The following is a 25,965-nucleotide window of genomic DNA, read 5'->3' as shown; positions in this document are numbered from 1 at the left end:
GATACAGCCTGAACCGACCGATGACCACGCCAACCCTCTGCCCCGCCTGCGGCGCCCGCAACGACTGCGCCCTGGCCGACCCGCGCACGGCCGACCAGGCCTGCTGGTGCTACTCCGTCAGCATCGACCCCGCGGTGCTTGAAGGCTTGCCGCCGGAGCTGCGCAACAAAGCCTGCCTGTGCCCGCGCTGTGCCCAGGTGGACGAGCAACTGCGCGGGAACGAGCGGTCGTAATGCGCGTAGACCGCTTCCTCAGCAACCTGCCCCGTTTCAACCGCAAGCAGGTTCGCCTGTTGCTGGTGGAACGACGGATTGCCGTCGACGGCCAGGCCGTCAGCGATCCGCATCACCCGGTGAGCGAGTTCAGCCGTGTGTTGCTGGATGACGAGGTGCTGCAAGCCGGCAAACCCGCGCGCTACTTCATGCTGCACAAACCCCAGGGCTGCGTGAGCGCCACATCAGACCCACAGCACCCCACCGTGTTCGACCTGTTGGATGAACCGGACAAGCACGAACTGCACATCGCCGGTCGTCTGGATTTCAACACCACCGGTCTGCTGCTGATCACCAACGACGGCCAATGGTCGCGCCGCCTGACCCAGCCGCAAACCAAATTGCCCAAGGTCTACTACGTCGAGACCGAGCAGGAGATTGGGCCGCAATACGCGGCCACCTTCGCCGCCGGCCTGTACTTCGCCTTCGAAGACCTCACCACCCAGCCGGCGGAGTTGGAGCTATTGGGCCCCAGAACGGCGCGCCTGAGCATCATTGAAGGGCGTTATCACCAGGTGAAGCGCATGTTCGGGCACTTCGACAACAAAGTGATGCGCCTGCACCGCGAGCGCATGGGGCCGCTGGAATTGGACCCGGCCCTCGCCCCAGGGCAGTACCGGGCGCTGACGGCCGCTGAAACCCAACAGGTCTGATGACCGTTCAGCCGATGATGGCAAAAAACCACGCCTGTGACTGGCGAACTGGCATCCCTGATGCTTGAATCAACCCAGCCAGCCGCAATCTGACTGGCGAGTCACCCCTACCTACAAGAAACACTTTGCCCGTCCGCACGCTTGATCTGCGGGCCTCTCACGGCAAATTGCCCGCCATAACAACACCCGTCGGCCAGCCAGTTTCGGATCGACATGGGCCCTCACTTCCAGGCGTATGCCTACCTGTCACAAAGCTCGTGCAGAGTGATCTGCGCGCATTACCCGCTTGCCAGGAGTCTTATGACATGAGGCCAGAAATCGCTGTGCTGGATATACAGGGTCAGTATCGGGTTTACACGGAGTTCTATCGCGCGGACGCAGCCGCCAAGACCATCATCCTGGTCAACGGCTCAATGGCCACCACCGCGTCTTTCGCTCAGACCGTGAAAAGCCTGCACCCGACGTTCAACGTGGTTTTGTACGACCAGCCCTACGCCGGTCGCTCAAAAATCCACAACCGCCACGAGCATATGCTGACGAAAGAAGTCGAAGGCCAGATCCTTCTGGAACTCATCGACCACTTCGCCGCCGAGCACGTGCTGTCCTTTTCCTGGGGCGGCGCCGCGACCCTCGTCGCCCTCGCCCACCGGCCGCGCCGTGTGGAAAAGGCCGTGATCAGCTCGTTCTCCCCGGTGATCAACGCCCCCATGCGCGACTACCTGGAGCGCGGCGTCGACTACCTCGGCAACCTCGACCGCGACCGCGTGGGCCACCTGGTCAACAGCACCATCGGCAAACACCTGCCGTCGCTGTTCAAGCGCTACAACTACAAACACGTGAGCGGCCTGGCCGAGCATGAGTATGGGCAGATGCACTTTCACATCAGCCACGTGCTGAACAGCGACCGGCTGTGCTACCTCAAGGCGGCGAAGCAGATTGATATACCGGTGCTGTTCTTGAACGGCGAATGGGACGAGTACACCAGCGCCCAGGATGCGAAGCTGTTTGGGCAACATATTGCAAAAAGCAGCTTCGGGACGATCCAGGCGACCGGGCACTTTTTGGACATGGAGCACAAGGCTGCATGCCGGGATAGCCGGGAGGCGTTGATGGGCTTTTTGAGGCCGGAGCAGCAACCCAGCCGGTTGCGATACCACGCGTCGCAGCCACAGCATGCCTTTGCCGTATGAGCGACGGGGTTGTGGGTGGGCTGGATTTCCCAGGGGATTCGCCTGCCCACGACCGGCCGTTGGCACGTAAAACACAGATTTTTCGAAGAAAAACTTCAAATCCGCGAGCACATCTGGTACAAAGTCAGCCGTTCTGAGCGGGTATAGTTTAGTGGTAGAACGAAAGCTTCCCAAGCTTTAGATGAGGGTTCGATTCCCTCTACCCGCTCCACTCAGATTTTGGTTTCACGTCAGGATGGTTTTGACGGGAGATGTGTAAAAAAACCGGTCCTTGGTGGCCGGTTTTTTTATGGGTGGCGTTAAAGCCCCAACTCCAACGCCAGCAACTCCGACAGCGGTTGCGGGCGTCGAATCAATTTCCCCTGCCCTTGCTCGATCAACACTTCCGGCAGCAGCGGGCGGCTATTGTAATTGGACGACATGGCGGCGCCATACGCGCCGGTATCGTGTATCACCAACAAATCGCCCACCTGCGCTTCAGGCAACATGCGGGGCGTAATGCCCTGTTCATCCTGGGTGAAAATATCGCCGGCCTCGCATAACGGGCCGCCCACTACGCACAGGTGCTCCGGCCGGCTGACCGGCACACCTTGGGCGTCCAGTAATGTCATGTGGTGATAGGCGCCATAAAGGGCGGGCCGCATCAGGTCGTTGAAGCCGGCATCCACCAGGATGAAGTTCCTGCTGCCGACTTTTTTTACCGCGCGAACTTCGGTGACCAGATAGCCCGACTCCGCGACCAGGAAGCGGCCCGGCTCGATTTCCATGCGTACCGGATGACCGAGCCAGGCCTCAATCTCCTGTTTGGCCTGACGCCATGTGCTCGCGTAACTCTGGATATCCACCGGTTCATCTTGCGCACGATAAGGCGTGGCAAGCCCACCACCGATGGAAAATGCCTCGATATCGTGGTCCAGTGCCTTCACCACCGAGACCATCGCACAGCCCACTTGCTCAAGGTGCGCGTAATCCACGCCGGAGCCGATATGCATGTGTACGCCCACCAGCTTCAGGCCAAATTGCCGGATCACGTTGAGCGCGTCCTGGACCTGCTCGTGCCAGATTCCGTGCTTGCTGTTTTCACCACCGGTGTTGGTCTTGCGGCTGTGACCGTGACCAAACCCCGGATTGATCCGCAGCCAAACCCGGTGACCGGGCGACCGCTGACCCAGTTGGCGCAGCATATCAATCGAGCCGGTGTTCACTTCCAGCTGCAGTTCCACCACACGGCGCAACGTCGCTTCATCGAATAAATCACAGGTAAAAACAATGCCCGCCGGGTCACCGTCGGGGCTGAATCCAGCCAGCAGTGCCCGCTCGATTTCCCCCTGCGATACCGCATCGATCCGCATGCCTTGTTCGCGAATCAACCGAAGAATATGCAGGTTGGAGCAGGCTTTCTGCGCGTATCGAACCACATCAAAACCCTGCAACTGGTCTATTCGGGCCCTGATGGTCTCGGCCTCGTAACACCAGAGCGGGGTACCGTGCTGTCTTGCAGACGCGGCCAATAACTGGAAAACGGAGGTGTTGGGCATGACGTTTTTCTTTCTGAAATAGGGAGAGAAACCAGCATGCCCGGCGCTTTTCATTCAATAAAATATCTATTCTTTGCCGCGCGATTCAGTTTTGATATGGACCTGGTTAATTGGGTAGAGGTCAGGGATGGAAGTCTCCATACGGCATATCGAGGTGTTCCGGGCCATCATGCAGGCCGGCAGCGTCACGGGAGCGGCGCAGTTGCTATTTACTTCCCAACCGACGGTCAGCCGTGAGCTGGCGCGACTGGAAAAACTCTCTGGCCTGCGACTCTTTGATCGCGCGGGTGGGAGGCTGGCACCGACAGCCCAGGCGATCATGCTGTTCGAGGAGGTTGAGCGTTCCTACATCGGCCTGGAACGAATCAACAGCGTTGCACAGTCAATTCGTCGCTTTGAACATGGCCAACTGAGCGTCACATGTCTTCCGCTGTTTTCCCAGACGCTTTTGCCCAAGGTCTACAAGCGCTTTCAGCAACAGCATGGAGGTATCGGCTTGAGCATAGCGGCGCAGGAAACGCCCCTGCTGGAAGAATCACTCAGCGCCCAGCGTTACGACCTCGGATTGACCGAAGGTGAACATGCGCCTCAGGGCACTCAAGGGGAATTACTCTTTTGTTCCGACATGGTGTGCGTACTGCCGGACGGTGATCCTTTGTTGGCTAAACCGTTGCTGACACTGGAAGACTTTCAGGGGGTGAATTTCATCAACCTGTCGGGCCTGGATATCTATCGTCAAACCCTTGATGAGCATTTCCGCCGGGCCGGTTTCGACCGGCATATTGTCGTCGAAACAACCAACGCTGCTTCGGTGTGTGCCATGGTCAGGCAACAACTGGGGGTGGCGATTATCAACCCGTTGACTGCGGTGGCGGAGGCCGGTAACGGGCTGGCCATTCGGCCGATCAACGTATCGATTCCGTATCGGGTCATGTTGATCAGGCCCGATTATCGACCGTCCTCTCTCTTCGTCGACGCGTTCTGTGACGCGCTGATTGAAGAGGCGGCGAGTCTCGCAGACCGTTTGGATTTGAGGCGGGAACGTTCCAGCTAACAGAAATTTGGCTTCCTTCCCCTTGGTATGGGCGGCCTGGGAAGGCAAGCCTGTTACAGAATGCCTAGGCGACTGAGTCCACGCGGTCTTGTGCCGCCTCCACCAGCATCAGGCCCAACTCAATGGTTTGCTGAATCGCCAAGGCCAGACAGCGATGCTCGTCTGGCAGGTTATCTGCAAATTCGTTGGTCATGGCGCCAGCGCCGGCAATGGTTTCGTAGGCGTTGGCGAGTAATGCATCGGTGCCGATTTCGGGACGTACGCTGAATATTCTTACGGGTGAATTATACGAGTCAGTACACATCTGTTGATCCTCGGTTAGGACCACCTTCCAGAGCTACTAAACAAAGGGTGGCGGCTATACACGGGTTAGTAGACCGGTTGATCAACGAAACCGGCGCGCCCAAAGGCGCCCCGCGTACAGCCACCATAAAGACCAGACATTCAAACGTCTGAGAAATGGCACAGCCATACGCCGTTGATCAAATCGGGCTACTAAACCCGACCGCTGATGGGCAGCGGCTGACGAACCTTAAAGAGGTCGCCCAAGGCGTACAACCGGGACGATTCTGATGGTTGTGTAGGCAATGGAGCAAGATTCCTCTTCCAGATAGTAGTGCCCCAACAATCTCCGCTTGACCCCTCCGCGTCCCTACGCACGAAACATCCCCCTCACACAGGTCATATCAACTTCGACCGACGGAAATCCGTGCGCCCCTCCCTCAAGATCCATCCCCCAATTAACCGCTTTTTTATACATATAAAATATGCATAATGAAAACCTTCAGAATCCAGTATGACTACACAAAGAACACCCTGAATCAACTAAAGCACAAAGGTGTGAGCCTGGCAGATGCTGAACCGGTATTTCACGACGCGAAAGCACTGATGATAGAAGACCGCGACCACGATGAAGAACGCTGGATAGTCGTGGGCAAAGACGCAAAGGACCGAATATTGGTGGTGGCCTACACCTATCGTGATCCGAATTTCGTACGCATCATCAGTGCAAGGCTCGCATCCAAAAATGAACGACGCCAGTATCTGGAGGTTTGAACCATGAAAGACGAATACGATTTCAGCACAGGCAATCGTGGTGCTATCGCAAGCAACAAAGGCAAGACACGCATCACCATCATGCTGGATGACGTCGTGATCGATGCAGCCCGCGCGTGCGCCGAAAACGCTGGTACTGGCTATCAGACGGTGATCAATAACATTCTGCGTCAGGCGCTGGTCTCTCAGGATGCACATAACCTGGTAACCGCCCCGAAAAAGCGGGCTAAAACCTTGCATGTCATCAATGACGGGATCAATGCATCCGATGTCGAAGCGCTAGAACAGCAACTGCTTGCTGTCGCGGGGGAGTTGCATCGTGTGCTGGGAACGCACAACTCGGGCAAACATAAAGCCAAGCCTCAACCGTGATGCTTCCCAATGATCAAACGGCGCGTGCCACTCACCGAATCCGCTTGAAATAAACCAGTTCCGAATCGTCCTCATCCAGGTTTTCGATAACGCCGCTTGGCGAAAAACCAGACCGGCGATGAGTTTTCGGGATGCAATGTCGGACGTACTCGCTGAGGTAAAAAGCTTCGACGTCTTGCAGACCAGTTCAGACGCAGCAAGCAAACGAAGCGCTATCCCTTGGCGTTGGAATGCCGGAGAAACAACGACTAACGAAACAAACCCGTTCTCGAAAAAGTCGTGCTTCAGAACGAGATAGCCCACCACACTGCCAGACTCGACAGCCACGAGACATTCGCATGCCTTAACGGCCTCGCGGACAAACTCACTGCGGCGGATATCCGACTTGGCGTAGTCATCAAACTCGAGCATTGCGCCCCCCATCCTCAAGCGTCGCCAATCGGATGAATGAGGCTGTGTTTGTTTCTCTGTTCCAACTCATCGGTGCGGAGTCCTAGTGAGGGCAGACCACTTCAGTAGACAATAACATTGGTAATCTGCCCTCCAACAACCCAACCCTAAAAGCCCTCCAACTGCGCAAGATCCGCAAGCAGCCCCGGCCCCACCGGCTCCCATCCCAACGTCCTGCGGGTAACCACACTGGACGCTGGCATATCGTGAGCGGTAAACATCGACAACCACCCAAAAAAACCTTGAGCCTCTTCCGCCGAAATGGATTTAACCGGCAACTCTAGCCGCGTCCCCAACACCTCGGCTATCTCCCGCTGCGACACACCCTCCTCCGCCACCGCGTGATACCTCGCGCCCGGCTCAGCCTTTTCAATCGCCAGCCTGTAGAGCCGCGCCACATCCAGAATATGTGCCGCCGGCCAACGGTTTTTCCCGTCGGCGATGTAAGCGCAAACGCCCTTCTCGCGATACAACTCGATCACCGGGCTGACCAGCCCCTGCCTGAAGGTGTCGTGTACTTGAGGCAAACGCATTACCGATACATTCACGCCCGTCTCGGCTACAGCATTGGCCGCCTCTTCCGACGCGGCACGGGGAATCTGCGCTGAGGTAACCACCGCACCATCCTCCGTTGCCAACTGCCCCGGCACGGTGCTCGCGATTCCGACGCCGGAGGTGATGATCAGCGGTCGATCCGACCCGACAAGCGCCTCTCCCAGCGCCTGGATAACCCGGCGGTCATCCTCGCAGTTCGCGACGAATGTCGAGAAGTCATGATTGAACGCCAGGTGAATCACGCCATCCGCTTGGGCGGCCCCGGCCTTGAGGCTTGCCAGGTCCTCAAGCGACCCACGGTGCACTTGGGCACCGGCCGCCTCCAGCGCTGCCACCTTGTCGTCCGACCGGCACAACCCCAGCACTTCATGGCCCGCCGAGATCAGCTCCTTGACGACCGCCGACCCGATAAACCCGCTGGCACCGGTGATAAATATGCGCATGAACCGTATCTCCGTGTGTATTCAGAGACTAATCTGTGCGCTTGCCCTATACGGGTAAAGTAGTGAAGTTATCAGGGTATAGAGGCTAACAGGCTATGAGCGGGAATCTGCTGGGCACCTATCTGAAAGACCGACGTACCCGGCTTGATCCGGCGGCGTTCGGCTTCTCATCGGCACGCCGTCGTACGCCCGGGTTGCGTCGTGAAGAGGTGGCGCAGCGCGCGAATATCAGCCCTACCTGGTACACCTGGCTGGAACAGGGCCGTGGCGGCGCGCCGTCGGTGGAAGTGCTGGAACGCATTGCCCAGGCGTTGATGCTGACGGATATCGAACGCGAGCATCTGTTTCTTCTGGCCTTCGGACGCCCACCCGAAGTGCGCTACCAACAGAACGAAACGGTGACGCCACGCCTGCAACGGGTCCTGGATGCCTTGAACCCCAGCGCAGCGATCCTGCGCACGGCGACCTGGGATGTGGTGGCCTGGAACCAGGCGGCGACGGTGATGTTGATGGACTACGGATCGCTGCCGCCGGAACAGCGAAATATCCTGCGGTTCATGTTCCTGGATCCCAATTCCCGCGCGGCTCAATACGATTGGGAAAGCGTGGCGCGGTTTGTGTTGGGCGCCTTCAGGATTGATACGGCGCGCTCAGGTGCGGCAGAGCAGGTGCAGCCGATGGTGGATGAGCTGTGTCGGCGCAGTCCTGAGTTTAAGGCGATGTGGAGTGAGAACGATGTTCAGGGCGCCCATGGTGATGGCATCAAGCGGATACGCCATTCGGTGTTGGGGCCGATTGAATTTGAGTATTCGGTGTTTGCGGCCGATGGGCGCAAGGACCTGAATATGGTGGTGTACAACCCGGCGACGCCGGAGGATGCGCAGCGGATCGCATCGCTGATGAGATAGGTATTTGTGTCGGCGACCAGTAAGAAAAAACCGGCCTTGAGCCGGTGTTCTCTAGCCAGAATTTGAGCGCCCCTGGTTCGGACCAGACGCTTTACCGATAGCGTTACTAGTACTCAAGCGCCGCCAACACATGGCCAGGATCATTGTGGATAGCACGCAGTAACGCTCTCGCGGGACCTTCCGGCTCTCGCCTTCCCTGTTCCCAATTTTGAAGCGTTCCCACAGGTACATCGATTGCCTTTGCAAAGCGCGCTTGCGAAAGCCCTGTGGCCTGCCGAATCATTTTTACCTTCAGGGCATCAACATGAAATTCACGGGACGGCGCGCGCTCGCCACGAACGATTTCGTCCATTTGGGTCATGCTTTCGACCAGCCGATTGAAGAGCTTTTTTTCCATCACTCCCACCCTTTGTTTAACTCACTCAAGATCTTCTTCTGCGCCGAAGAAAGATCATCCTTGATTCCTTTACGGTAGATCAGAATCAACCTGATTTGATACGCAGCGCAGAGGTGATAGTAGATCACTCGAACGCCACCACTTTTGCCTTTGCCTTGAGCGATCCAGCGAACTTTTCTGAGGCCGTTGGTCCCTTGTATGACATCACCTGCTGTGGGATTTTCAGCCAAATACTCTTGAAACTCGCCGTAACTTTCATCACTCAGTAGGTCTGCCACATCTTCTGTAAATGCTAGCGATTCGATGAATATCATATTCACGCCTATGCGTCATTGGCGCATAGCCAGATTATTCGGTAGCATCCTGTCGCGCAATATCCGCTCGTCACTCATACATCGGCGCGCGGGGCATTGCTTACCAACCTTTATGACGTAGATTTTCGGTAATGACGGTGTTCTTCGCATCTCTTCGCTCCGGTTATGAAGCGACAACTCTACAACCAGGCAACCGTTGCAATTACGTAGGAAGGAACTGAGTTCACCATCCGAAAAGACGGCTATCTCTCGAGCACCACTCCCCGCTGCACCACCCACGCCAACGGCAACGTCAGCAGCAACATCCCCGCCAACACCATCACCGCCACCGGCACGCCCATCGAGTCGCCCAGCCCGCCAAACAGCACCGGCGCCAGCGCGCCACCGCCGATGGTGCCGGTGTAGAACACGGCAAACGCCGGTTCCCGTTTCCCTGCGCCCGCCAGGTCCGGCACCGCGCCGTACAGCACCGACGACGTGCCATTCAACGCCAGCCCCAACACCGGCAACATCACCATCAACCCGGTCAACGGCAGGTACACCGCCGCGACGATCAACACCGCCGTGCTGGTCTCCGTCAGCCACACGGTTTTCATCATGCCGATGCGTGCGCCGAGGTAGCCGCAGAGCAACTTCCCAAAGGCGCCACCGATAAACAGCATGGTCAGCGCCAGCCCGATACCCGCAGTGCCGGCGCCTTTGGCTTGCAGCAGAAACGGCAGAAACGTGAGAAAGCCCATCCGCACAGCACTGTCGAGAGTGCCCGTGACGATCAGCGCGCGCAGGCCGCTGACGGAGCCGCTTCCTACCAGTGTCTTGGCGGTTTTCCCTGAAGTGGACGCCGCTGTCTGCGTGGGGATCAGCCACCACAGCAACCCCGCCGCCGCCAATCCCAGCAGGCCCAACAGCGTAACGCTCGCGCGCCAACTGATGACCGTCAACAACAGGCCCACCAGCCCCGGAACCAGGGTTTTGCCAATGTCTCCGGAGAAGTTGTATTGCGACAGCGCTTCCTTGACCCCGCCGCCGCCCTCATAGGTGTCGGTAATCATCGAGGACGCCAGCGGATGCTGGGTGCTCGCGCCCAGCCCGCCCAACAACAGCGCCAGCAACAACATGCCCAACCCGGTAGCCTGCCCCACCAACAGATAGGCAACACCGGCAAGCGCCGTCCCGCCCACCAGCATCGGCGTGCGCCCCCAACGTTTGGCGGCGCGGCTGGCCATCAGTTGGAACACCGCCATCATCCCGGAGTAGGCGCCACGCAGCAGGCCAATCTGGGCGTAGGTCATGCCAAATTGCGCTTGCCAGATCGGCAGCAGCACGTAGATCACATCGGTCAGGCCATCGTGAATCGCGTGGGCGCTGCAGCCGGCGATCAACGAGCGGCGACGGGCGGAAGTCTCGGGTACGGGCACGGCAACGGCGTCGGTCATGAGGTCTTGCTCAGTTCAGGTTGGAGGGGCTTCCAGCCCGCCAGGGCGATCAGCAGCGACAGTAGCTGGAAACCAATGATCAGCGCCACACAGCCCATCCAACCCCAACGCTCCCAGATCAGCGCCGGGACGATGGCGCCGAAGCTGCCGCCCAGGTAATAGCAGGTGAGGTACAGGCCCACGGCTCCGGCTTTGTTGTGGCGGGCGGTGGCGGTGGTGAAAGCACTGGCAGCGGCCTGGGCGAGGAATACGCCGGTGGAGCTGAGGGCCAGGCCCAGCACGATGCACCACAGGGACGGCAATAAGGTCAGGGCCGAGCCGCAGACGCCAAGCGCCGCAGCAGCGGTCAGCAATTCGGATTGCGGGCGCGATTTGCTCAGGCGACCGGCGACGGGGATCACCACCAGTGCCAGCAGGAACACCATGTAAATGGTGCCCAGCGCCGCCGGGCCCAAGTCGAATGGGGCTTGGCTGAGGTAAAGGCCGGCGTAGGTAAACGTCGCCACTTGGGAGAACAGCACGCAAAATCCTACTGCGTACGCAGCCAACAGCGGAGTGCCGAGCACATCGCTCCAGGTGGTTGAAGGTCGTGCAACGCGGGGTGGATTGTCCGGCAGCAGAAACTGGATAAACCCGCCCACCATCAGGCTCAACACCGCCAACAGTTCAAAGGCTTCACGCCAGCCGACATACTCGGTCATCACGCCGGTGACGAAGCGTCCGGCAAACCCGCCCAGCACAGTGCCGGCCACGTAGAGGCTGGTGACTTCGGTCACGGTGCCGCCGCGCCAGCGATCCCCGATGTAGGCCACGCTGGTGGCGAACACCACCGGGATCAGCATCCCTTCGATAAAGCGCCACACCAACAACTCGGCCAAGCTGTTGGCATAGGCAGTCATCAGCGCCGGCACGGCCAGCAACAGCGCAGCAACCGAGATCACCGTGCGCTGCTCAAAATGCCCGGTCAGGCGGCTGACAAAGGGCGCGGTCAGCGCCACCGCCAAGGTGGTAACGGTAATGCTCCAGCCCGCCGCCTTGGCGCTCACCTGAAAGCTGGTAGCGAAGGTCTGCAAAATACTCTGGGTGGCGTAGAGATTGAGAAACGCCGCGCAGCCACACAGGAACAGGGCAAGACGGGCACAATGCAGGCGCGGTTTCATGAAACCTCTCGTTTTATTATCAGAGGCCTTTATAGAATGACCCGTGCACCCGAGACCAATACCGATTTCGGACCGATCAATACCCTGGGGCCAGGATGCTCGACCTACGCAAGCTGCGTTACTTTCTGACCGTCGCCGAAGAATTGCACTTCGGCCGCGCCGCCCTGCGCCTGCACCTGGCCCAGCCGCCGTTGACCCGGCAGATTTCCGCGCTGGAAGGTGAACTGGGGTTTCGCCTGTTCGACCGTACAAGCCGCACGGTTTCGCTCACCGCCCAGGGTCGTTCGTTCCTGCCCTACGCCCGGGCGGTGCTGGAACAGGTCGACCTCGCCGAAGTCATCGCCGGCAAACTCGCAGCAGGTGCCGCCGGGCAACTGGCGCTGGGTTACGTCAGTTCGATTGCCCTGTCGGACTTGTTCAGCCAGGCGATTCAAGCCTTTGCCCAACGCTTTCCCGATGTGCAATTGACGCTGGTGGAGTGCGCCTCCGGCAGCCTGGGCGCGCAGGTGGCTGATGGCCGCCTGGATATCGGCCTGAGCCGCTTGCTGCCCCAGGAGGGCCAGACGCACGTGCAGGCGTTGTCGTTGGGCGAGGAGCGGCTGATGGCGGCGGTGTCCAGCGACAGCCCGTTGGCCAGCCAGGCCGAAGTCAGCCTGGCGCAACTGAGTGGGTATCCGCTGATTCTGTTTCCCGCCGATTACGGCTCGGGGCTTAACCAGTCGATCGAGCAGCTTTACCGGCACAAGGGTTTACCATTGCGTGCCGGGCCAACGGGACGGCAGATCACTTCGATCATTGCGTTGGTGGCGGCAGGGCAAGGTGTGGCGCTGGTGCCGGCATGCACCCAGAGTTTGATGAACAAGGGCGTGACGTATCGGCCGTTGGTAGATCCGGATGCGTATGCGCAGTTGCTTGTGCTTACGCGTACTGATGGGCGCAGCTTGATGGTCACGGCATTTTTGACAGTGATTGATGAGTTGTTGCAGGCTCGCAAAGACGCCTAAAAACCCGTCACGAAGTGACTCGTACAATTCCTACACATCAGCGCGAAAAGTCGGCTCTCTCAAATGGTAGGTACGGTGTTGATAACTCAATATTGGTAGCTATAGTGAATACCCTTTTGAGGGCCCCAAAATGCTGTACCCAATCGCAATTTCAACCGGTGACGAAGACCACGCCTGGGGTGTGGAAGTCCCGGACATTCCCGGTTGCTTCTCGGCCGGAGACGACCTCGACGATGCCATGGCCATGGCCCGTGAAGCGATCGAGGGCCACTTCGAGATCCTCGCAGAAGACGGTGCGCCCATTCCTGCTGCGCAGAAAGTCACCCTCCACGCAGCCAATCCGCAATACGCCGGCTGCACCTGGGCGGTGGTGGATATTGACGTCACCAAGTACCTGGGCAAGGCACAGAAACTCAACATCACGTTGCCCGGCTACCTGCTGAACCGCATTGACGAATACGTCCTGCATCACCCGGAAGAAAAAAGCCGGTCGGGGTTTCTTGCTTCTGCGGCGCTCAAGGTGTTGCAACAGGACCGCTAACCTCAGCACCTGAATTCAACCGCAAGAAACGTAGTTCCACCATGGACCGGCGGATTTACAGTAACGCCATACCCCCTCAAGGAGCCCGACCATGTCCTGTGAATACACGCTCATGCCCTCCCCCGTCGGCCAGTTGACCCTCGTGGCCCGTAACGGAAAACTCACCGCCATCCTGTGGGAAAAAGAGCGTCCCAACCGTGTTCGGCTGGGCGCCCTGCAAGAAGCCAACGACAGCCCGGTATTGCAGGAAACCGAGCGCCAGTTGAAGGAGTACTTCGCCGGTACCCGCAACCGTTTCGAGCTGGAACTGGACTTTGCCGGCACCGACTTCCAGAAGAAGGTCTGGCAGGCGTTGTTGACCATTCCGTTCGGAGAAACCCGTAGCTACAGCCAGATCGCCGTACAGATCGGCAACCCCAAAGCAGTGCGTGCGGTAGGCGCCGCCAACGGGCGCAACCCGATTTCGATTGTCGCGCCGTGCCATCGGGTGATCGGCGCCTCGGGCGGGTTGACCGGGTTCGCTGGCGGCCTTGAGGCCAAGCAGTATTTGTTAGAGCTGGAGAACGGCGACGCGGCAAACGCCACTCTCTGATCACGCCTGGACCACGGGACCACGCACGAACGCCTGGTTCCCGAACAACCCTTTGAACCCCAGCTTGCGATAAAGCGACACACCTTCCGGCGCAGCCTCAAGAAAGCAGCGTCGGGCGCCCAGGGTCTGGGCGTGAGCCAGTGCGGTGTGAATCAATTGCGTGGCATAACCTTTACCGCGGTCGGCGATATCGGTGCCGATATCGTTGAGCCTGGCCAACCCGTCGCACATCGACAACGTCAACGAACACACCACAATGGCGTTGACTGACAGTGTGAAGTGGTAAAGGCTTTCATCGCTGTCCAGGGCTCGCTGATGCCGGGCCTGGTAGTTTGCGATAGCATCCTCTGTCAGCCTGAATGCGTTGCCTACCGGGCCGGCCCAGTCGCTCAAATGCCGTGTCAGGTTGATCTGCAAGTGGCTGCCTGACACCGAAGGGATAAACGTCGACAGATCAAGGACCATCGCCGTGGTCCTGTCGAGCGCAACAAAGCTCAGCCCCGTCAGCGCCTCCTGAAGGCCTTCGACCTGATCGTCATGAATCACCACACGTATACCCAACGAGGTCCGGCGGATCAAGGCCAGCGGTTCCACCATTGCTTCGTCCAACACGGCACTGCCCACCCGGATAATCAACAGGTTCCACGGGACAGGATCCACATCGATAAAATAGGCATTTACACCGGCGCTGTAGCGGCGGTGCAACGGACAGACCGCCGCAAAAAAATGCTCGTCGGTCTGGTGATAGAGCGTGGCCAAGTCGCAGGCTGCGGTGAGGTGCATAGGGAAGTCCGGAAAAAAACCAAGTCTTCCCCGCGCCGCGTCAGGCCACCGTAGGATCACTCCGAAAGCCCCTGCAGAAAATGTACAATTTTGTTCAAACAACCAATTGTAAAAAGAAATTTCAGAGCACCTCTGCGGTCAGTATTTTCATCACCCACCTTAAAAGGAAAACGGTCATGAAATTCTCCGCCATCTCACAGTCCCTGTCCCGCTGGGCAGGCAGTGCCCGCACGTTCTACGCGGCCGTGGGATTGATCCTCCTGTGGAGCTTGAGCGGGCCGTACTTCCACTACAACGACACCTGGCAGCTGATCATCAACACCTCCACGACCATCATCACGTTCCTGATGGTGTTTTTGATCCAGAACACCCAAAACCGCGACAACGACATTTTGCATATCAAGATCGACGAACTGCTGCGCGCTACCAAGGACGCGCAAAACGCCGTGTTGAGCCTGGACGGCCTGGATCGCAAGCAGCTTGAGAAATTACGCAAGGAATACAAGACCATGGGCGACAACGAGACCATCACCGTCACCACGCTGACGACTGAAGGTGAACAGCCCAAAACCGACCTGAACCAGGCATAAAAAAACGGCGACTGGAGTAATCCAGTCGCCGTTTTTTATAGCGTACTCAAGGCAATCAACCGTCGCCTTGGTGACCTTTTCCGTAAGTCGACGCCAGCGCCCGGGCTTTCTCCAGGCGTTCTTCCAACTTCGGCAGGGTCTCGTCCACCAGGGCCTTTATTTCCGGGATATCGGACTCGGCGCCTTCCTGCTTGAACAGGGCGATCGCGTCTTCATTGGCCTTGATCTGCTGGGCGGTGTAGGCAGCGTCAAAGGAGTCGCCGTCCTTGAGCTCCGGCATCAGCGACTCGGCCTTGTCGACGATCTTGTCCCGCGGGGCCACCGGCAGATCGAGCTTCTTGGCGATGGCGGCCAGATGCTGATTGGCCAGGGTGCGTTCATTGATGACTTCGATGGTGTAGTCCTTGATCTCCTGGGACGAAGTCTTGGCGTGTGCCATGCGGCTAGTCTCGATATCGGCCATGCCCTTGGCCGAAGCCTGTTCGATGAAATCGGCAGGCGACTGGGCGAAAGCATTGCTGGCGCCGAGGCCCAGCAGCATCGCGAAACTGGCGGTGCGTAACCGGATAGCCATGCGGCTCATGATGGGTTCCTCCAGGTAATAAACAGGTGCAGGGAAACGAGCCCCGCTCTGAATCTGAATTTTGAAGGCGGTAAAGGTTTAGAAAAAACTTGTTAGTGCGACGAACGGTAGTCAGGTCTTACCGAGGAGTAGTCCTGACGAACGGGACACAAAGATGCAACGGTGACAATGTAGTATGTTGTATTACACATCACTACATCGAGGCACTTATGTCGGTAATGTCATTACGTCTACCTGAAGACATCTCCGAAACACTCGCCAGCCTCGCCAAGGCCACCGGACGCAGCAAATCGTTCCTGGCCGTCGACGCGCTACGCGAATACCTGACGCGTGAAGCATGGCAAATCGAGGAAATTCAAAAGGCGTTGAAAGAAGCCGATTCGGGTGACTTTGCAACTGCCGCCGAAGTAGACGCTGTAGCGAACAAATGGCGTGCCAATGCGCGTTGAGTGGCTGAAGACGGCACTCAAAAATCTTGATGACGAAGCGGCTTACATCGCCCAGGAAAACCCCAAAGCGGCTTATGAGTTTGTTCTGGCCGTCCGGACAGGGCTTGAGCACGTTGCGGAGTTTCCGGCAATGGGGCGAGAAGGACGCGTTCCTGGTACACGTGAGTGGGTGATGCCACGCTGGCCCTATCTCGTGCCATATCGTATTCGCGAGGGACGGTTACAGGTTCTTCGAATATTTCACACACGGCGCCAACCACCGAACAGTTGGTAACGCCGATCAACCCTGTATCACGACCTGCACCTGCCCATTCAGCCATTGCAACGCCGGGTCCCCATCCCGACGCGAATGCCACGCCAACACAAACGCAAACGACGGAATATGAAACGGCGGCGGCACCGTCAGCAGTTGCTCGTGATCCATGTTGAGCAGCCCGCGCGACGACACGGTAAGGATCAGGTCCGTGCCCTGGATCAACTGCGGCGCTACACCCCAGTGGGGCAAGCTGATAGCCACGTGCCGGCGCTCACGAATCGCCGTCAGCGCCCGTTCGATTTCCGGGGTGCCGCTGCCGCGCATTTCCAGCAACACGTGGGGCCGTGCCAGGTAGGTCGGCAGGTCGAGCACGCCGCTTTCCGGCAGGCTGGCACGATCCACCAGGCACACGTAATGCTCTTCAAACAGCGGCGTGCTGCGCAGTTCGGCGGGCATGTCGGGAAACACCCCGGCTGCCAGGTCGATGTCGCCGTTGAGCACGCCATCCAGCATGCCTTCGCGGCTGGCCTGGATAATCTGCAAATCAATCCCCGGCGCTTCCCGACGCAAGGTGCGCACCAGCCCCGGCAGGAAAATCGCCGCGCTGTAGTCCGACATGGCCACCCGAAAGGTGCGTTTGGCCGAGGCCGGATCGAAGCGATTCGGCGCCAGCAGCGCCTGTACCTGGGCCAATGCTTGCGCCAGCGGCATCGTCAGTTCCAGCGCGCGGGTGGTGGGCACCAGCGAACTGCCCTGGCGCACCAGCAACGCGTCCCCGAGCAAATCCCGCAGCCGCGCCAGGGCGTGGCTCACCGCCGGCTGGCTCAGGTGCAGGCGCTCGGCGGCGCGGGTCACGTGTTGCTCGGTCAGCAAGGTGTCGAGGATCACCAGCAGATTAAGGTCGATGCGTCGAAGATCATTCATCAGCTGCATGTTCTGCATAAGAACTTGGAATTTAAATTTGCGCGACGAATAGCCTAGAGTCCAGCAAAACCTCTGGGAGATGAATCATGACAACCTTGCATTGGGTGGGTTTATTGCTGCTGGCGGCGTTCGCCGGGGCGGTGGTGCCGTTTCAAAGTGCGATCAACGCCAACCTGGGGCGCGGCCTCGGCCATCCGCTGTGGGCCACCCTCGCCTCGCTGCTGGTGAGCATCATCGTGCTGCTGCCGGTGATCCTGGCCCTGCGCCTGCCGCTGCCCAACCTGGGCTTTATCACCAAGGCGCCGCTGTGGATGTGGAGCGGCGGTGCGTTCGGCGTGTGCTTTATTTCGCTGGCGTTGATCCTGATGCCCAAGCTTGGCGCTTCGGGGTTTATCGCCCTGGCGATGGCCGGGCAGATCATAGCGTCGTTGATGCTGGACCACTTCGGCCTGTTCGGGCTGGTGGAGCGGCAATTGACCGCGCCCCGGTTGATCGGGGCGTTGATGTTGATCGGCGGGGTGGCACTGATTCAATTCAGCGCCACGCCCACCCGGTCACTGGTAACTGCGGGCTGATCAGCGCTTGTCGAGGGTGCGCAGTTTTTGCGGCAAGCCCCACAGCAACAGCGCCGCCGCAATCAGCGCACACACACCGATGACATACAGCGCCGGCGTGGTGCTGCCGGTCAGGTCCTTGATCCGGCCGACCATCACCGGGCTGACAATGCCGCCGAACTGGCCGAGGGTATTGATCACCGCGATCCCGCCCGCCGCGCCTGCACCGGCACCGGCCAACAACTTCGGCGGCAAGGTCCAGAAGGTCGGAATCGAGGCGATGATCCCGGCGCCCAGCAGGCTCAGGGCGACGATCAGGAACGTGGTGTGATCAGCAAAAATACCGGCACAGAAGAACCCTACCGCGCCCAGTGCGACCAAGCCGCTGACGAACTTGCGGCGCTCGCCGGTAGCGTCGGACAAACGCCCGATCACCACCATGCTGATAGCGCCGCAGACGTAGGGAATCGCCGTCAGCAGTCCGATCATCACCGGGCTCTGGGTACCGGCGCTGCGGATCAGTTGCGGCGCCCAGAAGTTGAGGCCGTAGGACGCCACCTGGATCAGGAAGTAGATAAAGCCCAGCATCAGGAACCCGGGAATACGCAGTGCCGCGAGCAGCGAGCCACCGCTCTTGTGGGGTTCATGCACGGCGATGCGGCTGGCCAGCAAGGTCTTCTCCGCCGAGGTCAGCCAGTGGGCATCCTCGATACGGTCCTTGAGCAGCTTGAGCACCATGAATCCCAGGCCCACACAGGGTAAGCCACCGAGCAAGAACAACCAGTGCCAGCCGCGCATTTGCAGCACGCCATCGAGGTGTTCCAGCACCAGCCCGGAGAACGGCGCGCCCACCAACCCGGCAAACGCCGACGCCAGAAACAGCATCGACGTGATGCGCCCACGGTAGTGCTGCGGGAACCATAGGGTCAGGTAATACAACACGCCCGGCGCGAACCCCGCCTCCATCGCACCGATGATGAAACGCAGCGCGTAGAACTGCCATTCGGCCGTGACAAAGACCATGGCCGCCGTCGCCAGCCCCCACGACATCATGATGCGCGCGATCCAGCGGCGGGCGCCGACCTTGTACAGCATCATGTTGCTCGGCACTTCGAAGATCACATAGCCCACCACGAACAGCCCGGCGCCGAGGCCGTAGGCGGTGTCGCTCAGGCTCAGGTCGGTCTGCAACTGGAACTTGGCGAAGCTGATGTTGATGCGGTCAAAAAATGCGAACAGATAGCAGACCATGATCAGCGGCATCAGGCGCCAGGCGACCTTGCTGACCAGGGCTTTTTCGGCATCGTGTTCAGCGGCCGGGCGCACGCCGGCCTCCAACGTATTAAGGCTCATTGTTTCTCTCCAGCGGACTGCTCGCAGGCGTCCGATTGTTTTTGTTGTCTGGTTACGGCTTACAAAGTGGCGATGTAGGCCGGTGGCGGATGCAGGTCGCAGTTGCGCCCGGCCTTGGCCACCTGGCCCGGCAGTTCATGGCCCAGCAGGGCCGGCAATAGCCGCGACATCTGCAGCAAGTGCGGCAGGTCGATACCGGTGTGAATCCCGACTTCCTCGCACAGGTTGACCAGGTCTTCGGTGCAGATATTGCCCGACGCACCTGGGGCAAACGGGCAGCCGCCGAGGCCGCCCAATGCCGCATCAAACCGTCGGGCACCGGCTTCGTAGGCAGCCAGCACATTGCACAAACCCAGGCCGCGGGTGTTGTGGAAATGCAGGGTCAAATCGCTGGCCGGAACACGTTCCAGCACGCGCTTGACCAGGCGCTCCACCTGACGTGGATTGGCCATGCCGGTGGTGTCCGCCAGGCTGATGCCCTGGATGCCCAGCTCGCGGTAGGCATCGACTAATTGCAGCACGCGGTCTTCGTCGATCTTGCCTTCGAACGGGCAACCGAAGGTGGTGGCGATGCTGCCGTTGAGGCGCACCGGAAAGTCGGCAGCAAAGCTCACGATATCGCTGAATGCGGCCAACGAGGCCTCGCAACGCATGCGCATATTGGCCAGGTTGTGGGTCTGGCTGGCGGACATCACCAGGTTCAACTCATCAGCCCGGGACTCGATGGCACGCTGGGCACCCTTGAGGTTGGGGATCAAGGCCACGTAGACAATCCCGGGGCGGCGAGTGATGCCCTGGAACACCTGCTCACCATCGCGCAAGGCGGGAATGGCCTTGGGCGACACGAACGAACCCGCTTCGATCCGGGAAAAACCGGCCAGGGACAGCTGATCGATCAGGGCGATCTTGTCGGCGGTCTCGACCCAGGTCGGCTCGATTTGCAGGCCGTCCCGAGGTGAGACTTCCTGCACGATCAAGGCATCGGAATAGTTTTTCATTGCACCACTCCTGAAGTTTTCAGGCGTTGAATATCGGCACCGCTCAAGCCCAGGTCGCCGAGGATCGAGTCGGTGTGCTGGCCCAGGCTCGGGCCCTGCCAATTAACGGCGCCGGGGGTTTCCGACAGTTTGGGCACGATGCCGGGCATCTTCACCGTGAGGCCGCCGGGCAGGTCGGCGCTGAGCAGCATGTCCCGGGCCTGGTAGTGCGGGTCGGCGACGATATCGGCCACTGAATAGATGCGCCCCGCCGGTACTTCGGCGGCTTCCAGGGCGCTGAGCACCTGGTCGATGGGCTGGCTGCTGGTCCAGTGAGTGATGGCGGCGTCGAGCAGGCCGCTCTTGGCGGCGCGGCCGTCGTTGTGGGCGAACTCGGGGGCTTCGGCCAGGTCGGCGCGGCCGATGGTGGTCATCAGGCGCTTGTAGATCGGGTCACTGTTGCCGGCGATCACCACGTAGGCGCCGTCGGCGGTCAGGTAGGTATTGGACGGTGCGATGCCCGGCAAGGCGCCGCCGCTGCGCTCACGCACATGGCCGAGCATGTCGTATTCGGGCACCAGGCTTTCCATCAGGTTGAACACACTTTCGGCCAGGGACACGTCGACAATCTGGCCGTCGCCCTGGCCGGTCTTGACCCGCAGCAGCGACATCAGCGCGCCGATCACGCCGTGCAACGAGGCCAGGGAATCACCCAGGCTCACACCGACCCGCGCCGGTGGCGAATCCGGGTTGCCGGTGGTGTAGCGAATCCCGCCCATGGCCTCGCCGATGGCACCAAAGCCGGGGCGGTCGCGGTAGGGGCCGGTCTGGCCGTAGCCGGAGATGCGCACCAGGGTCAGCTTGGGGTTGAGGGCGTGCAGCACGTCCCAGCCCAGGCCAAGTTTTTCCAGGCCGCCGGGGCGCAGGTTTTCGATCAGCACGTCGGCGTCGCCCAGCAGTTGCTTGACCAGGTCCAGGCCTTCGGCGGACTTGAGGTCCAGGGCCAGGGACTTCTTGTTGCGCGATTGCAGGTACCACCACAGCGACGTGCCTTCGTGCAGCTTTCGCCATTTGCGAAGCGGATCGCCCTGGCCCATGGCTTCGATCTTGATCACCTCGGCGCCAAACTCGGCCATCAGCCGGGCGGCGAACGGCGCGGCAATCAGGGTGCCGATCTCGATCACCTTGATACCGCTCAGGGGAGCCGTCATGGGGTGTACCTCTTGTTCTTGGAATGTGGGCCAAGGCTAGAGGACAGGGGCAGCAGAAATCCAACCGTCAGTTGGCAACGAGCGTTCGCGAAATGCGAAGGCTTGGGGATTTTGGGCGCTTTTTAAATCGCCATCGCGGGCAAGCCCGGCTCCCACAGGGGATCGATTTTTCCCCAAACAACTCGGTCAACTGTGGGAGCCGGGCTTGCCCGCGATGAGGCCAGCAGCGTTTCGCTTAGCCCGGCTCCCGACGCAAATAATCGAACAACAACCGACTCACCGGCGACAGCTGCGCCTCATCACGCACCACCAGAATCAGGCTGCGGTCCGACCAGGCATCCGTCAGCGGCACCGCATGCAACCCCAGCGCCCGACCAAACAGTTCATAGGCCTTTTGCGGCAGGATGCCGATGCCCATGTTGGCCTGGACCATCCGGCACATCGCATCAAAACCCGGCACATGGATCCGCAGGCGCAGCACCTTGCCCGCCTCCCGTGCCGCAGCGTGGGTGCGCATGTTGATCGAACTGGCGGAATGCAGCCCCACGTAGTCGCTGTCCAGCGTCTCGACAAAAGCCACTGCCTTGCGCGCCGCCAACGGGTGATCCGCCGGCATCAACACCACCAGTTTGTCCCGGCGATAGGTCACGCCGGGCAGGCCTTTGGTGTCGGTGTCACTGGAGCAGATGCCCAGGTCCGCAACCCCATCGATCACACCCTGGACCACGCCATTGCTGGGACGCTCTTCCAGGTCGGCTTTCACCTGTGGGTGCAGCGCGGAAAAGTCACGCAAATCCTCAGGCAGGAATTGAATGATCGCCGAGAGATTCGCCAGCATCCGCACATAACCGCGCACGCCATGGCTGTGTTCGCCCAGCTCCAGGCCCATCTTCTCGACGTTGAACAGCATCTGCCGGGCATGGTGCAGCAAGGTCTCGCCGGCGGCCGTGAGGTGCATGCCCTTGGCCTGGCGCACAAACAGGCTCACGCCCAACACCTGTTCCAGCTCCATCAAACGCTTGCTCGCTGCCGAGACCGCGATGGCCTCACGGGCGGCGGCGCGGGTCAGGGTGCCTTCTTCATGCACCGCGACGAACAGCTGCAGGGTGATCAAGTCAAGGCGGCGAACCAGGCTTTTGTGCAGCATCTAGGCGCGCTCGTTGGCCAGGCGGTTGATGTCGGCCTGCTCCACCACCGGTTGCGGTGCACCATGCCGGACGGCCGAGAGCATCGCACGGCCGACGGTTTCCGTACTCACCACCCAGGCCGGTCGCACATGGCGCAGCAACGACAACAACGGGCCGGTCACGGTGTAGAGGGATTGGTAGAGCGGGGTCTTCGAACGCACGCCGTGCAGCGGCTGGATCACCCCGGGGCGGAACAGATACACCGCCTTGAACGGCAGGCGCAGCAAGGCGTTTTCAGTCTTGCCCTTGATTCGGGCCCACATGGTTTTACCGGTTTCGCTGCTGTCGGTACCGGCGCCGGACACGTAGATAAAGGTCATCTGCGGGTTAAGCCGGGCCAGGGTGCTGGCGGCCACCAGGGTCAGGTCGTAGCTCAGGTGGGTGTACTTGACTTCGTCCATGCCCACCGAAGACACGCCCAGGCAAAAGAAGCAGGCATCGAAGCCTTGCAGCAGATGCTCCAGGGGCTGGAAATCCAACATATCGGCATGCAGCACCTGGTGCAGCTTGCCGTGTTCCTGGGTCAGCGCGGTACGGCCGACGGCGACGACTTCCTGCACATCACTGGCCAGCAGGCACTCGCGTAGCACGCCTTGGCCGACCATGCCGGTGGCGCCGAATAGCAGAACTCTCATAGGGGGACCTCAGCGGCAAGCATCACGCCGCAAGCTTCAAGTTAAAAGCAGCAAGGCTCATACCTTAGCAGCTTGTTGCCTGAAGCTTGCAGCTTGCCGCTGTCCTGATCAAAACGCGCTGCGAAAGATCTCCTCAATCTGACGCTGATCCGCCCGCCGTGGGTTGGTCAGGCCGCAGGCGTCCTTCAGTGCGTTGCTCGCCAGCAGCGGGATGTCCTGCAACTTGGCGCCCAGTTCACGCAGGCCAGCGGGAATCTCGACATCCTGGGACAGGCTGCGAATCGCCGCGATGGCGGCCTGGGCGCCTTCTTCCGGCGACGTGCCTTTGATGTCTGCACCCAGGGCCCGGGCCACATGGCTCAGGCGCTCGGCACTGACGCTGGCGTTGAAGCTTTGCACATGGGGCAACAACACCGCATTGCACACGCCGTGTGGCAAGTCGTACAGGCCGCCCAACTGGTGGGCCATGGCGTGCACGAACCCCAGGGACGCATTGTTGAAAGCCATGCCGGCGAGGAACTGGGCGTAGGCCATGTTCTCCCGGGCGGCCATGTCTTTACCGTCGCGCACCGCGATCCGCAGATTGGCGCTGATCAGTTCGATGGCCTTGATCGCGCAGGCGTCGGTGATCGGGTTGGCCGCAGTGGACACGTAGGCTTCGATGGCGTGGGTGAGCGCGTCCATGCCGGTGGCGGCGGTCAGGCCCTTGGGCATGCCCACCATCAACGCCGGGTCGTTGACCGACAGCAGCGGCGTGACGTTGCGGTCGACGATGGCCATTTTCACGTGGCGGGTTTCGTCGGTGATGATGCAGAAGCGCGTCATCTCGCTGGCGGTGCCGGCGGTGGTGTTGATGGCCACCAGCGGCAGTTGCGGCTTGGCCGACTGGTCGACGCCTTCGTAGTCACCGATGTGCCCGCCGTTGGTCGCACACAGGGCAATGCCCTTGGCGCAGTCATGGGGTGAGCCACCGCCCAGGGACACCACAAAATCGCAGGCGCTCTGTTTCAGCAACGCCAGGCCTTTTTCAACGTTTTCGACATTCGGGTTGGGCTTGGCGCCGTCGTAGATCACCGAGTCGATGTCTTGCATCGCGAGTTTCTCGGCGATCATGCTGGCGACACCGGCCTTGGCCATCCCGGCGTCGGTCACGATCAGTGCCTTGCGAAAACCGTAGTTGCGAATCGCGATCATGGCTTCGTCGAGGCAGTCGATGCCCATGATGTTGACGGCGGGAATGAAGAAGGTGCTGCTCATGGTGGCGAATCCTCGAAAGTCGTTATGCCTACAGCATCGACCTCGATTGCCTGCGGCATCTTGACCAGGATCAACGCCCGCTCGTGATAAAGTCACCGCCCAGCCGATTTTGAGTAGACCCGCCGCAATGAAGGATTCCCAGGATTTTGATGCCCACCTTGAAGACTGGAACGCCTTGCGCAGCAGTACCGCCTTCAGCGGGATCCTGATCGGCAACGGCGCCAGCCGCGCAGTGTGGGAAGACTTTGCCTACGACTCGCTGTTTGAAAACGCCCGCACCGTGGAAGAAAAACCCCTGAGCCAATCCGAACTCAGCGTGTTTGACGCGATGCAGACCCGCAGTTTCGAGCAGGTGCTGGGCGCGCTGAAAACCACCAGCCGGGTGAACAAGGCCCTGGCCGTGAGTTCGGCGGCGCCGCGTAATCGCTACTACGCGATCAAGGAAGCGCTGATCAACACGATCCACAGCGTGCACATTCCGTGGCGCCTGGTGAAGCCTTCGACGTTGGCGACCCTTCATCAAGAGCTGGCGAGTTACCCCACGGTGTTCACCAGCAATTATGACCTGCTGAACTACTGGGCGATCCTGCATGCGCCTGGGATCGACGATCTGTTTCGCAGTGCCGATGCGAGCTTTGACCTGCGTAATACTGCCAGCGACACCACGCGCATTTTGTACCTGCATGGTGGCCTGCATCTGGTGCGTAACCTTGATGGTACGGCGCGTAAATTGCCGACCACAGACAGCACGTTGCTCAGCAGTTTTGCGATCAACAATACGATCAAGACGCTGGATGATGTGCCGTTGTTTGTCAGCGAAGGGAAGGTTGAGGAGAAGCTCAAGACCATCCGCAGTTCTGACTATTTGTCGTTCTGTTATGAGCAGTTGTTGAGCCATGAGGGTGGGCTTTGCATTTTCGGGCATCACCTCGGCGTGCAGGATGTGCATCTTGTGCAGGCGATTCGGCAGGCGAAAGTCAGCACTTTGGCGATTTCGGTGTTTGGTCGTAGTGCGGGGTTTATCCAGCAGCAGAAGCGGCGTTTTGCCGAGCTGTTTGAGGGGATGGATGTGGAGTTGCGGTTTTTTGATGCGCGTAGTCATGCGCTTGGCAAGTCGGGGCTTTCGGTGCCGGTGGAGCGGTGATGGGCATATCCGTTATTTAGGTAACGGCCGCCTATGGTTTCGCTCTTACAGCGAGTCACTTTGCAAAAGCGTGTACGGACCGGACACATGGTGGACACATGTGCGGGGACATGGTTGACACATTATG

32 protein-coding genes and 1 tRNA gene are annotated in these 25,965 nt (G+C 59.9%); 16 read left to right on the top strand and 17 right to left on the bottom strand.

Annotated elements, in window-relative coordinates; genetic code table 11:
• Positions 1–20 precede the first annotated feature (20 nt).
• From M2400_RS29725 to M2400_RS29710, 4 genes are all read left to right on the top strand, one after another.
• On the top strand, positions 21–233 hold the full coding sequence (locus tag M2400_RS29725; protein ID WP_259200988.1) for a cysteine-rich CWC family protein: 213 nt from the start codon (positions 21–23) through the stop codon (positions 231–233).
• Positions 233–925 (top strand): pseudouridine synthase, encoded by a 693-nt coding sequence (locus M2400_RS29720; RefSeq protein WP_259200989.1) that lies wholly within the window; start codon positions 233–235, stop codon positions 923–925. The genes M2400_RS29725 and M2400_RS29720 overlap by 1 nt, the downstream gene beginning before the upstream one ends.
• Positions 926–1,230: 305 nt before the next feature.
• On the top strand, positions 1,231–2,115 hold the full coding sequence (locus tag M2400_RS29715) for an alpha/beta fold hydrolase (protein WP_177045098.1): 885 nt from the start codon (positions 1,231–1,233) through the stop codon (positions 2,113–2,115).
• 137 nt (positions 2,116–2,252) lie between these two features.
• Positions 2,253–2,326, top strand: a tRNA-Gly gene (locus M2400_RS29710).
• A gap of 88 nt (positions 2,327–2,414) precedes the next feature.
• Here M2400_RS29710 and lysA read toward each other — a convergent pair.
• Positions 2,415–3,653, bottom strand: coding sequence for a diaminopimelate decarboxylase (gene lysA, locus M2400_RS29705; RefSeq protein ID WP_259200990.1), 1,239 nt, complete (start codon positions 3,651–3,653; stop codon positions 2,415–2,417).
• Between the two features lie 127 nt (positions 3,654–3,780).
• Here lysA and M2400_RS29700 point away from each other — a divergent pair, with 127 nt between their 5' ends.
• Positions 3,781–4,707 (top strand): LysR family transcriptional regulator, encoded by a 927-nt coding sequence (locus tag M2400_RS29700; protein WP_259200991.1) that lies wholly within the window; start codon positions 3,781–3,783, stop codon positions 4,705–4,707.
• A 64-nt stretch (positions 4,708–4,771) separates the two neighbouring features.
• Here M2400_RS29700 and M2400_RS29695 read toward each other — a convergent pair whose 3' ends face one another.
• On the bottom strand, positions 4,772–5,011 hold the full coding sequence (locus M2400_RS29695) for a DUF6124 family protein (RefSeq protein WP_169387304.1): 240 nt from the start codon (positions 5,009–5,011) through the stop codon (positions 4,772–4,774).
• A 470-nt stretch (positions 5,012–5,481) separates the two neighbouring features.
• Here M2400_RS29695 and M2400_RS29690 point away from each other — a divergent pair, with 470 nt between their 5' ends.
• Together M2400_RS29690 and M2400_RS29685 are read left to right on the top strand one after the other, a co-directional pair.
• Positions 5,482–5,763, top strand: a complete 282-nt coding sequence (locus M2400_RS29690) for a BrnT family toxin (protein WP_177079555.1) — start codon at positions 5,482–5,484, stop codon at positions 5,761–5,763.
• A 3-nt stretch (positions 5,764–5,766) separates the two neighbouring features.
• Complete coding sequence (locus tag M2400_RS29685) at positions 5,767–6,135, top strand: BrnA antitoxin family protein (protein WP_177079556.1); 369 nt, start codon at positions 5,767–5,769, stop codon at positions 6,133–6,135.
• Here M2400_RS29685 and M2400_RS29680 read toward each other — a convergent pair.
• Both M2400_RS29680 and M2400_RS29675 read right to left on the bottom strand, forming a co-directional pair.
• A complete protein-coding gene (locus M2400_RS29680) occupies positions 6,043–6,546 on the bottom strand; it encodes a GNAT family N-acetyltransferase (RefSeq protein WP_259200992.1) in 504 nt (167 codons plus the stop codon). The two genes, M2400_RS29685 and M2400_RS29680, sit on opposite strands and share 93 nt — an antisense overlap.
• Before the next feature lie 146 nt (positions 6,547–6,692).
• Positions 6,693–7,583, bottom strand: coding sequence for an SDR family oxidoreductase (locus M2400_RS29675; RefSeq protein WP_259200993.1), 891 nt, complete (start codon positions 7,581–7,583; stop codon positions 6,693–6,695).
• Between the two features lie 95 nt (positions 7,584–7,678).
• On the opposite strand from M2400_RS29675, the gene M2400_RS29670 reads away from it, so the two are divergent.
• Positions 7,679–8,491, top strand: a complete 813-nt coding sequence (locus M2400_RS29670; RefSeq protein WP_259200994.1) for a helix-turn-helix transcriptional regulator — start codon at positions 7,679–7,681, stop codon at positions 8,489–8,491.
• Positions 8,492–8,597: 106 nt separating this feature from the next.
• On the opposite strand, the gene M2400_RS29665 is transcribed toward M2400_RS29670, so the two are convergent.
• The 4 genes from M2400_RS29665 to M2400_RS29650 form a co-directional block, all read right to left on the bottom strand.
• The gene (locus M2400_RS29665; protein WP_259200995.1) at positions 8,598–8,888 is read right to left on the bottom strand and encodes a DNA-binding transcriptional regulator; all 291 of its coding nucleotides are present in this window, start codon (positions 8,886–8,888) and stop codon (positions 8,598–8,600) included.
• Positions 8,888–9,202 (bottom strand): hypothetical protein, encoded by a 315-nt coding sequence (locus M2400_RS29660; protein ID WP_259200996.1) that lies wholly within the window; start codon positions 9,200–9,202, stop codon positions 8,888–8,890. Before M2400_RS29660 ends, M2400_RS29665 begins: the two co-directional genes overlap by 1 nt.
• Before the next feature lie 242 nt (positions 9,203–9,444).
• Positions 9,445–10,638 carry an MFS transporter gene (locus M2400_RS29655; protein WP_259200997.1) on the bottom strand — a complete coding sequence of 398 codons (1,194 nt, stop codon included), beginning with the start codon at positions 10,636–10,638 and terminating at the stop codon, positions 9,445–9,447.
• The gene (locus tag M2400_RS29650; protein WP_177121702.1) at positions 10,635–11,798 is read right to left on the bottom strand and encodes an MFS transporter; all 1,164 of its coding nucleotides are present in this window, start codon (positions 11,796–11,798) and stop codon (positions 10,635–10,637) included. The genes M2400_RS29655 and M2400_RS29650 overlap by 4 nt, the downstream gene beginning before the upstream one ends.
• Positions 11,799–11,893: 95 nt before the next feature.
• On the opposite strand from M2400_RS29650, the gene M2400_RS29645 reads away from it, so the two are divergent.
• The 3 genes from M2400_RS29645 to M2400_RS29635 all read left to right on the top strand — a co-directional run bounded on the left by M2400_RS29645 (position 11,894) and on the right by M2400_RS29635 (position 13,935).
• Entirely contained in the window at positions 11,894–12,802 is a 909-nt protein-coding gene (locus M2400_RS29645) for a LysR family transcriptional regulator (RefSeq protein WP_259201000.1), read from the top strand.
• 130 nt (positions 12,803–12,932) lie between these two features.
• Positions 12,933–13,343, top strand: coding sequence for a type II toxin-antitoxin system HicB family antitoxin (locus M2400_RS29640; RefSeq protein WP_177079561.1), 411 nt, complete (start codon positions 12,933–12,935; stop codon positions 13,341–13,343).
• Between the two features lie 91 nt (positions 13,344–13,434).
• A complete protein-coding gene (locus M2400_RS29635; RefSeq protein WP_259201001.1) occupies positions 13,435–13,935 on the top strand; it encodes a methylated-DNA--[protein]-cysteine S-methyltransferase in 501 nt (166 codons plus the stop codon).
• Here the strand turns inward: M2400_RS29635 and M2400_RS29630 are convergent, their stop codons facing one another.
• The gene (locus M2400_RS29630; protein ID WP_259201002.1) at positions 13,936–14,718 is read right to left on the bottom strand and encodes a GNAT family N-acetyltransferase; all 783 of its coding nucleotides are present in this window, start codon (positions 14,716–14,718) and stop codon (positions 13,936–13,938) included.
• A gap of 176 nt (positions 14,719–14,894) precedes the next feature.
• Here M2400_RS29630 and M2400_RS29625 point away from each other — a divergent pair, with 176 nt between their 5' ends.
• The gene (locus M2400_RS29625) at positions 14,895–15,308 is read left to right on the top strand and encodes a low affinity iron permease family protein (RefSeq protein ID WP_177045125.1); all 414 of its coding nucleotides are present in this window, start codon (positions 14,895–14,897) and stop codon (positions 15,306–15,308) included.
• Between the two features lie 55 nt (positions 15,309–15,363).
• Here M2400_RS29625 and M2400_RS29620 read toward each other — a convergent pair whose 3' ends face one another.
• Positions 15,364–15,891, bottom strand: a complete 528-nt coding sequence (locus tag M2400_RS29620) for a DUF4142 domain-containing protein (protein WP_003212082.1) — start codon at positions 15,889–15,891, stop codon at positions 15,364–15,366.
• Between the two features lie 209 nt (positions 15,892–16,100).
• On the opposite strand from M2400_RS29620, the gene M2400_RS29615 reads away from it, so the two are divergent.
• Together M2400_RS29615 and M2400_RS29610 are read left to right on the top strand one after the other, a co-directional pair.
• Entirely contained in the window at positions 16,101–16,340 is a 240-nt protein-coding gene (locus tag M2400_RS29615; RefSeq protein ID WP_259201003.1) for a CopG family ribbon-helix-helix protein, read from the top strand.
• On the top strand, positions 16,330–16,614 hold the full coding sequence (locus tag M2400_RS29610; RefSeq protein WP_259201004.1) for a type II toxin-antitoxin system RelE/ParE family toxin: 285 nt from the start codon (positions 16,330–16,332) through the stop codon (positions 16,612–16,614). The genes M2400_RS29615 and M2400_RS29610 overlap by 11 nt, the downstream gene beginning before the upstream one ends.
• Positions 16,615–16,620: 6 nt before the next feature.
• Here M2400_RS29610 and M2400_RS29605 read toward each other — a convergent pair whose 3' ends face one another.
• Positions 16,621–17,529, bottom strand: a complete 909-nt coding sequence (locus M2400_RS29605; protein WP_259201013.1) for a LysR family transcriptional regulator — start codon at positions 17,527–17,529, stop codon at positions 16,621–16,623.
• A gap of 77 nt (positions 17,530–17,606) precedes the next feature.
• Between M2400_RS29605 and M2400_RS29600 the strand changes: the two genes are divergently transcribed.
• The gene (locus M2400_RS29600) at positions 17,607–18,095 is read left to right on the top strand and encodes a DMT family transporter (protein ID WP_177121709.1); all 489 of its coding nucleotides are present in this window, start codon (positions 17,607–17,609) and stop codon (positions 18,093–18,095) included.
• Here M2400_RS29600 and M2400_RS29595 read toward each other — a convergent pair whose 3' ends face one another.
• From M2400_RS29595 to yiaY, 6 genes are all read right to left on the bottom strand, one after another.
• Positions 18,096–19,427 (bottom strand): MFS transporter, encoded by a 1,332-nt coding sequence (locus M2400_RS29595; RefSeq protein ID WP_177045131.1) that lies wholly within the window; start codon positions 19,425–19,427, stop codon positions 18,096–18,098. It lies immediately after the preceding gene.
• Positions 19,428–19,486: 59 nt separating this feature from the next.
• On the bottom strand, positions 19,487–20,425 hold the full coding sequence (locus M2400_RS29590; RefSeq protein ID WP_259201005.1) for a hydroxymethylglutaryl-CoA lyase: 939 nt from the start codon (positions 20,423–20,425) through the stop codon (positions 19,487–19,489).
• Complete coding sequence (locus M2400_RS29585; RefSeq protein WP_177045135.1) at positions 20,422–21,615, bottom strand: CaiB/BaiF CoA-transferase family protein; 1,194 nt, start codon at positions 21,613–21,615, stop codon at positions 20,422–20,424. The genes M2400_RS29590 and M2400_RS29585 overlap by 4 nt, the downstream gene beginning before the upstream one ends.
• Positions 21,616–21,850: 235 nt before the next feature.
• Positions 21,851–22,762: a LysR substrate-binding domain-containing protein gene (locus tag M2400_RS29580; protein WP_259201007.1), complete on the bottom strand. Its 912-nt coding sequence runs from the start codon at positions 22,760–22,762 to the stop codon at positions 21,851–21,853.
• On the bottom strand, positions 22,763–23,437 hold the full coding sequence (locus M2400_RS29575; protein WP_177045139.1) for an NAD(P)H-binding protein: 675 nt from the start codon (positions 23,435–23,437) through the stop codon (positions 22,763–22,765).
• A 108-nt stretch (positions 23,438–23,545) separates the two neighbouring features.
• Positions 23,546–24,694, bottom strand: a complete 1,149-nt coding sequence (gene yiaY, locus M2400_RS29570) for an L-threonine dehydrogenase (RefSeq protein ID WP_177045143.1) — start codon at positions 24,692–24,694, stop codon at positions 23,546–23,548.
• A gap of 127 nt (positions 24,695–24,821) precedes the next feature.
• Here yiaY and M2400_RS29565 point away from each other — a divergent pair, with 127 nt between their 5' ends.
• Positions 24,822–25,838, top strand: coding sequence for a DUF4917 family protein (locus M2400_RS29565; protein WP_259201010.1), 1,017 nt, complete (start codon positions 24,822–24,824; stop codon positions 25,836–25,838).
• Positions 25,839–25,965 lie beyond the last annotated feature (127 nt).

Origin of the sequence: Pseudomonas sp. BIGb0558, assembly GCF_024807515.1 — a bacterium.
Taxonomy (GTDB): domain Bacteria; phylum Pseudomonadota; class Gammaproteobacteria; order Pseudomonadales; family Pseudomonadaceae; genus Aquipseudomonas; species Aquipseudomonas yamanorum_A.
The sequence above is the reverse complement of the archived record's forward strand: the minus strand, read 5'-3'. Positions and strand labels throughout refer to the sequence as shown.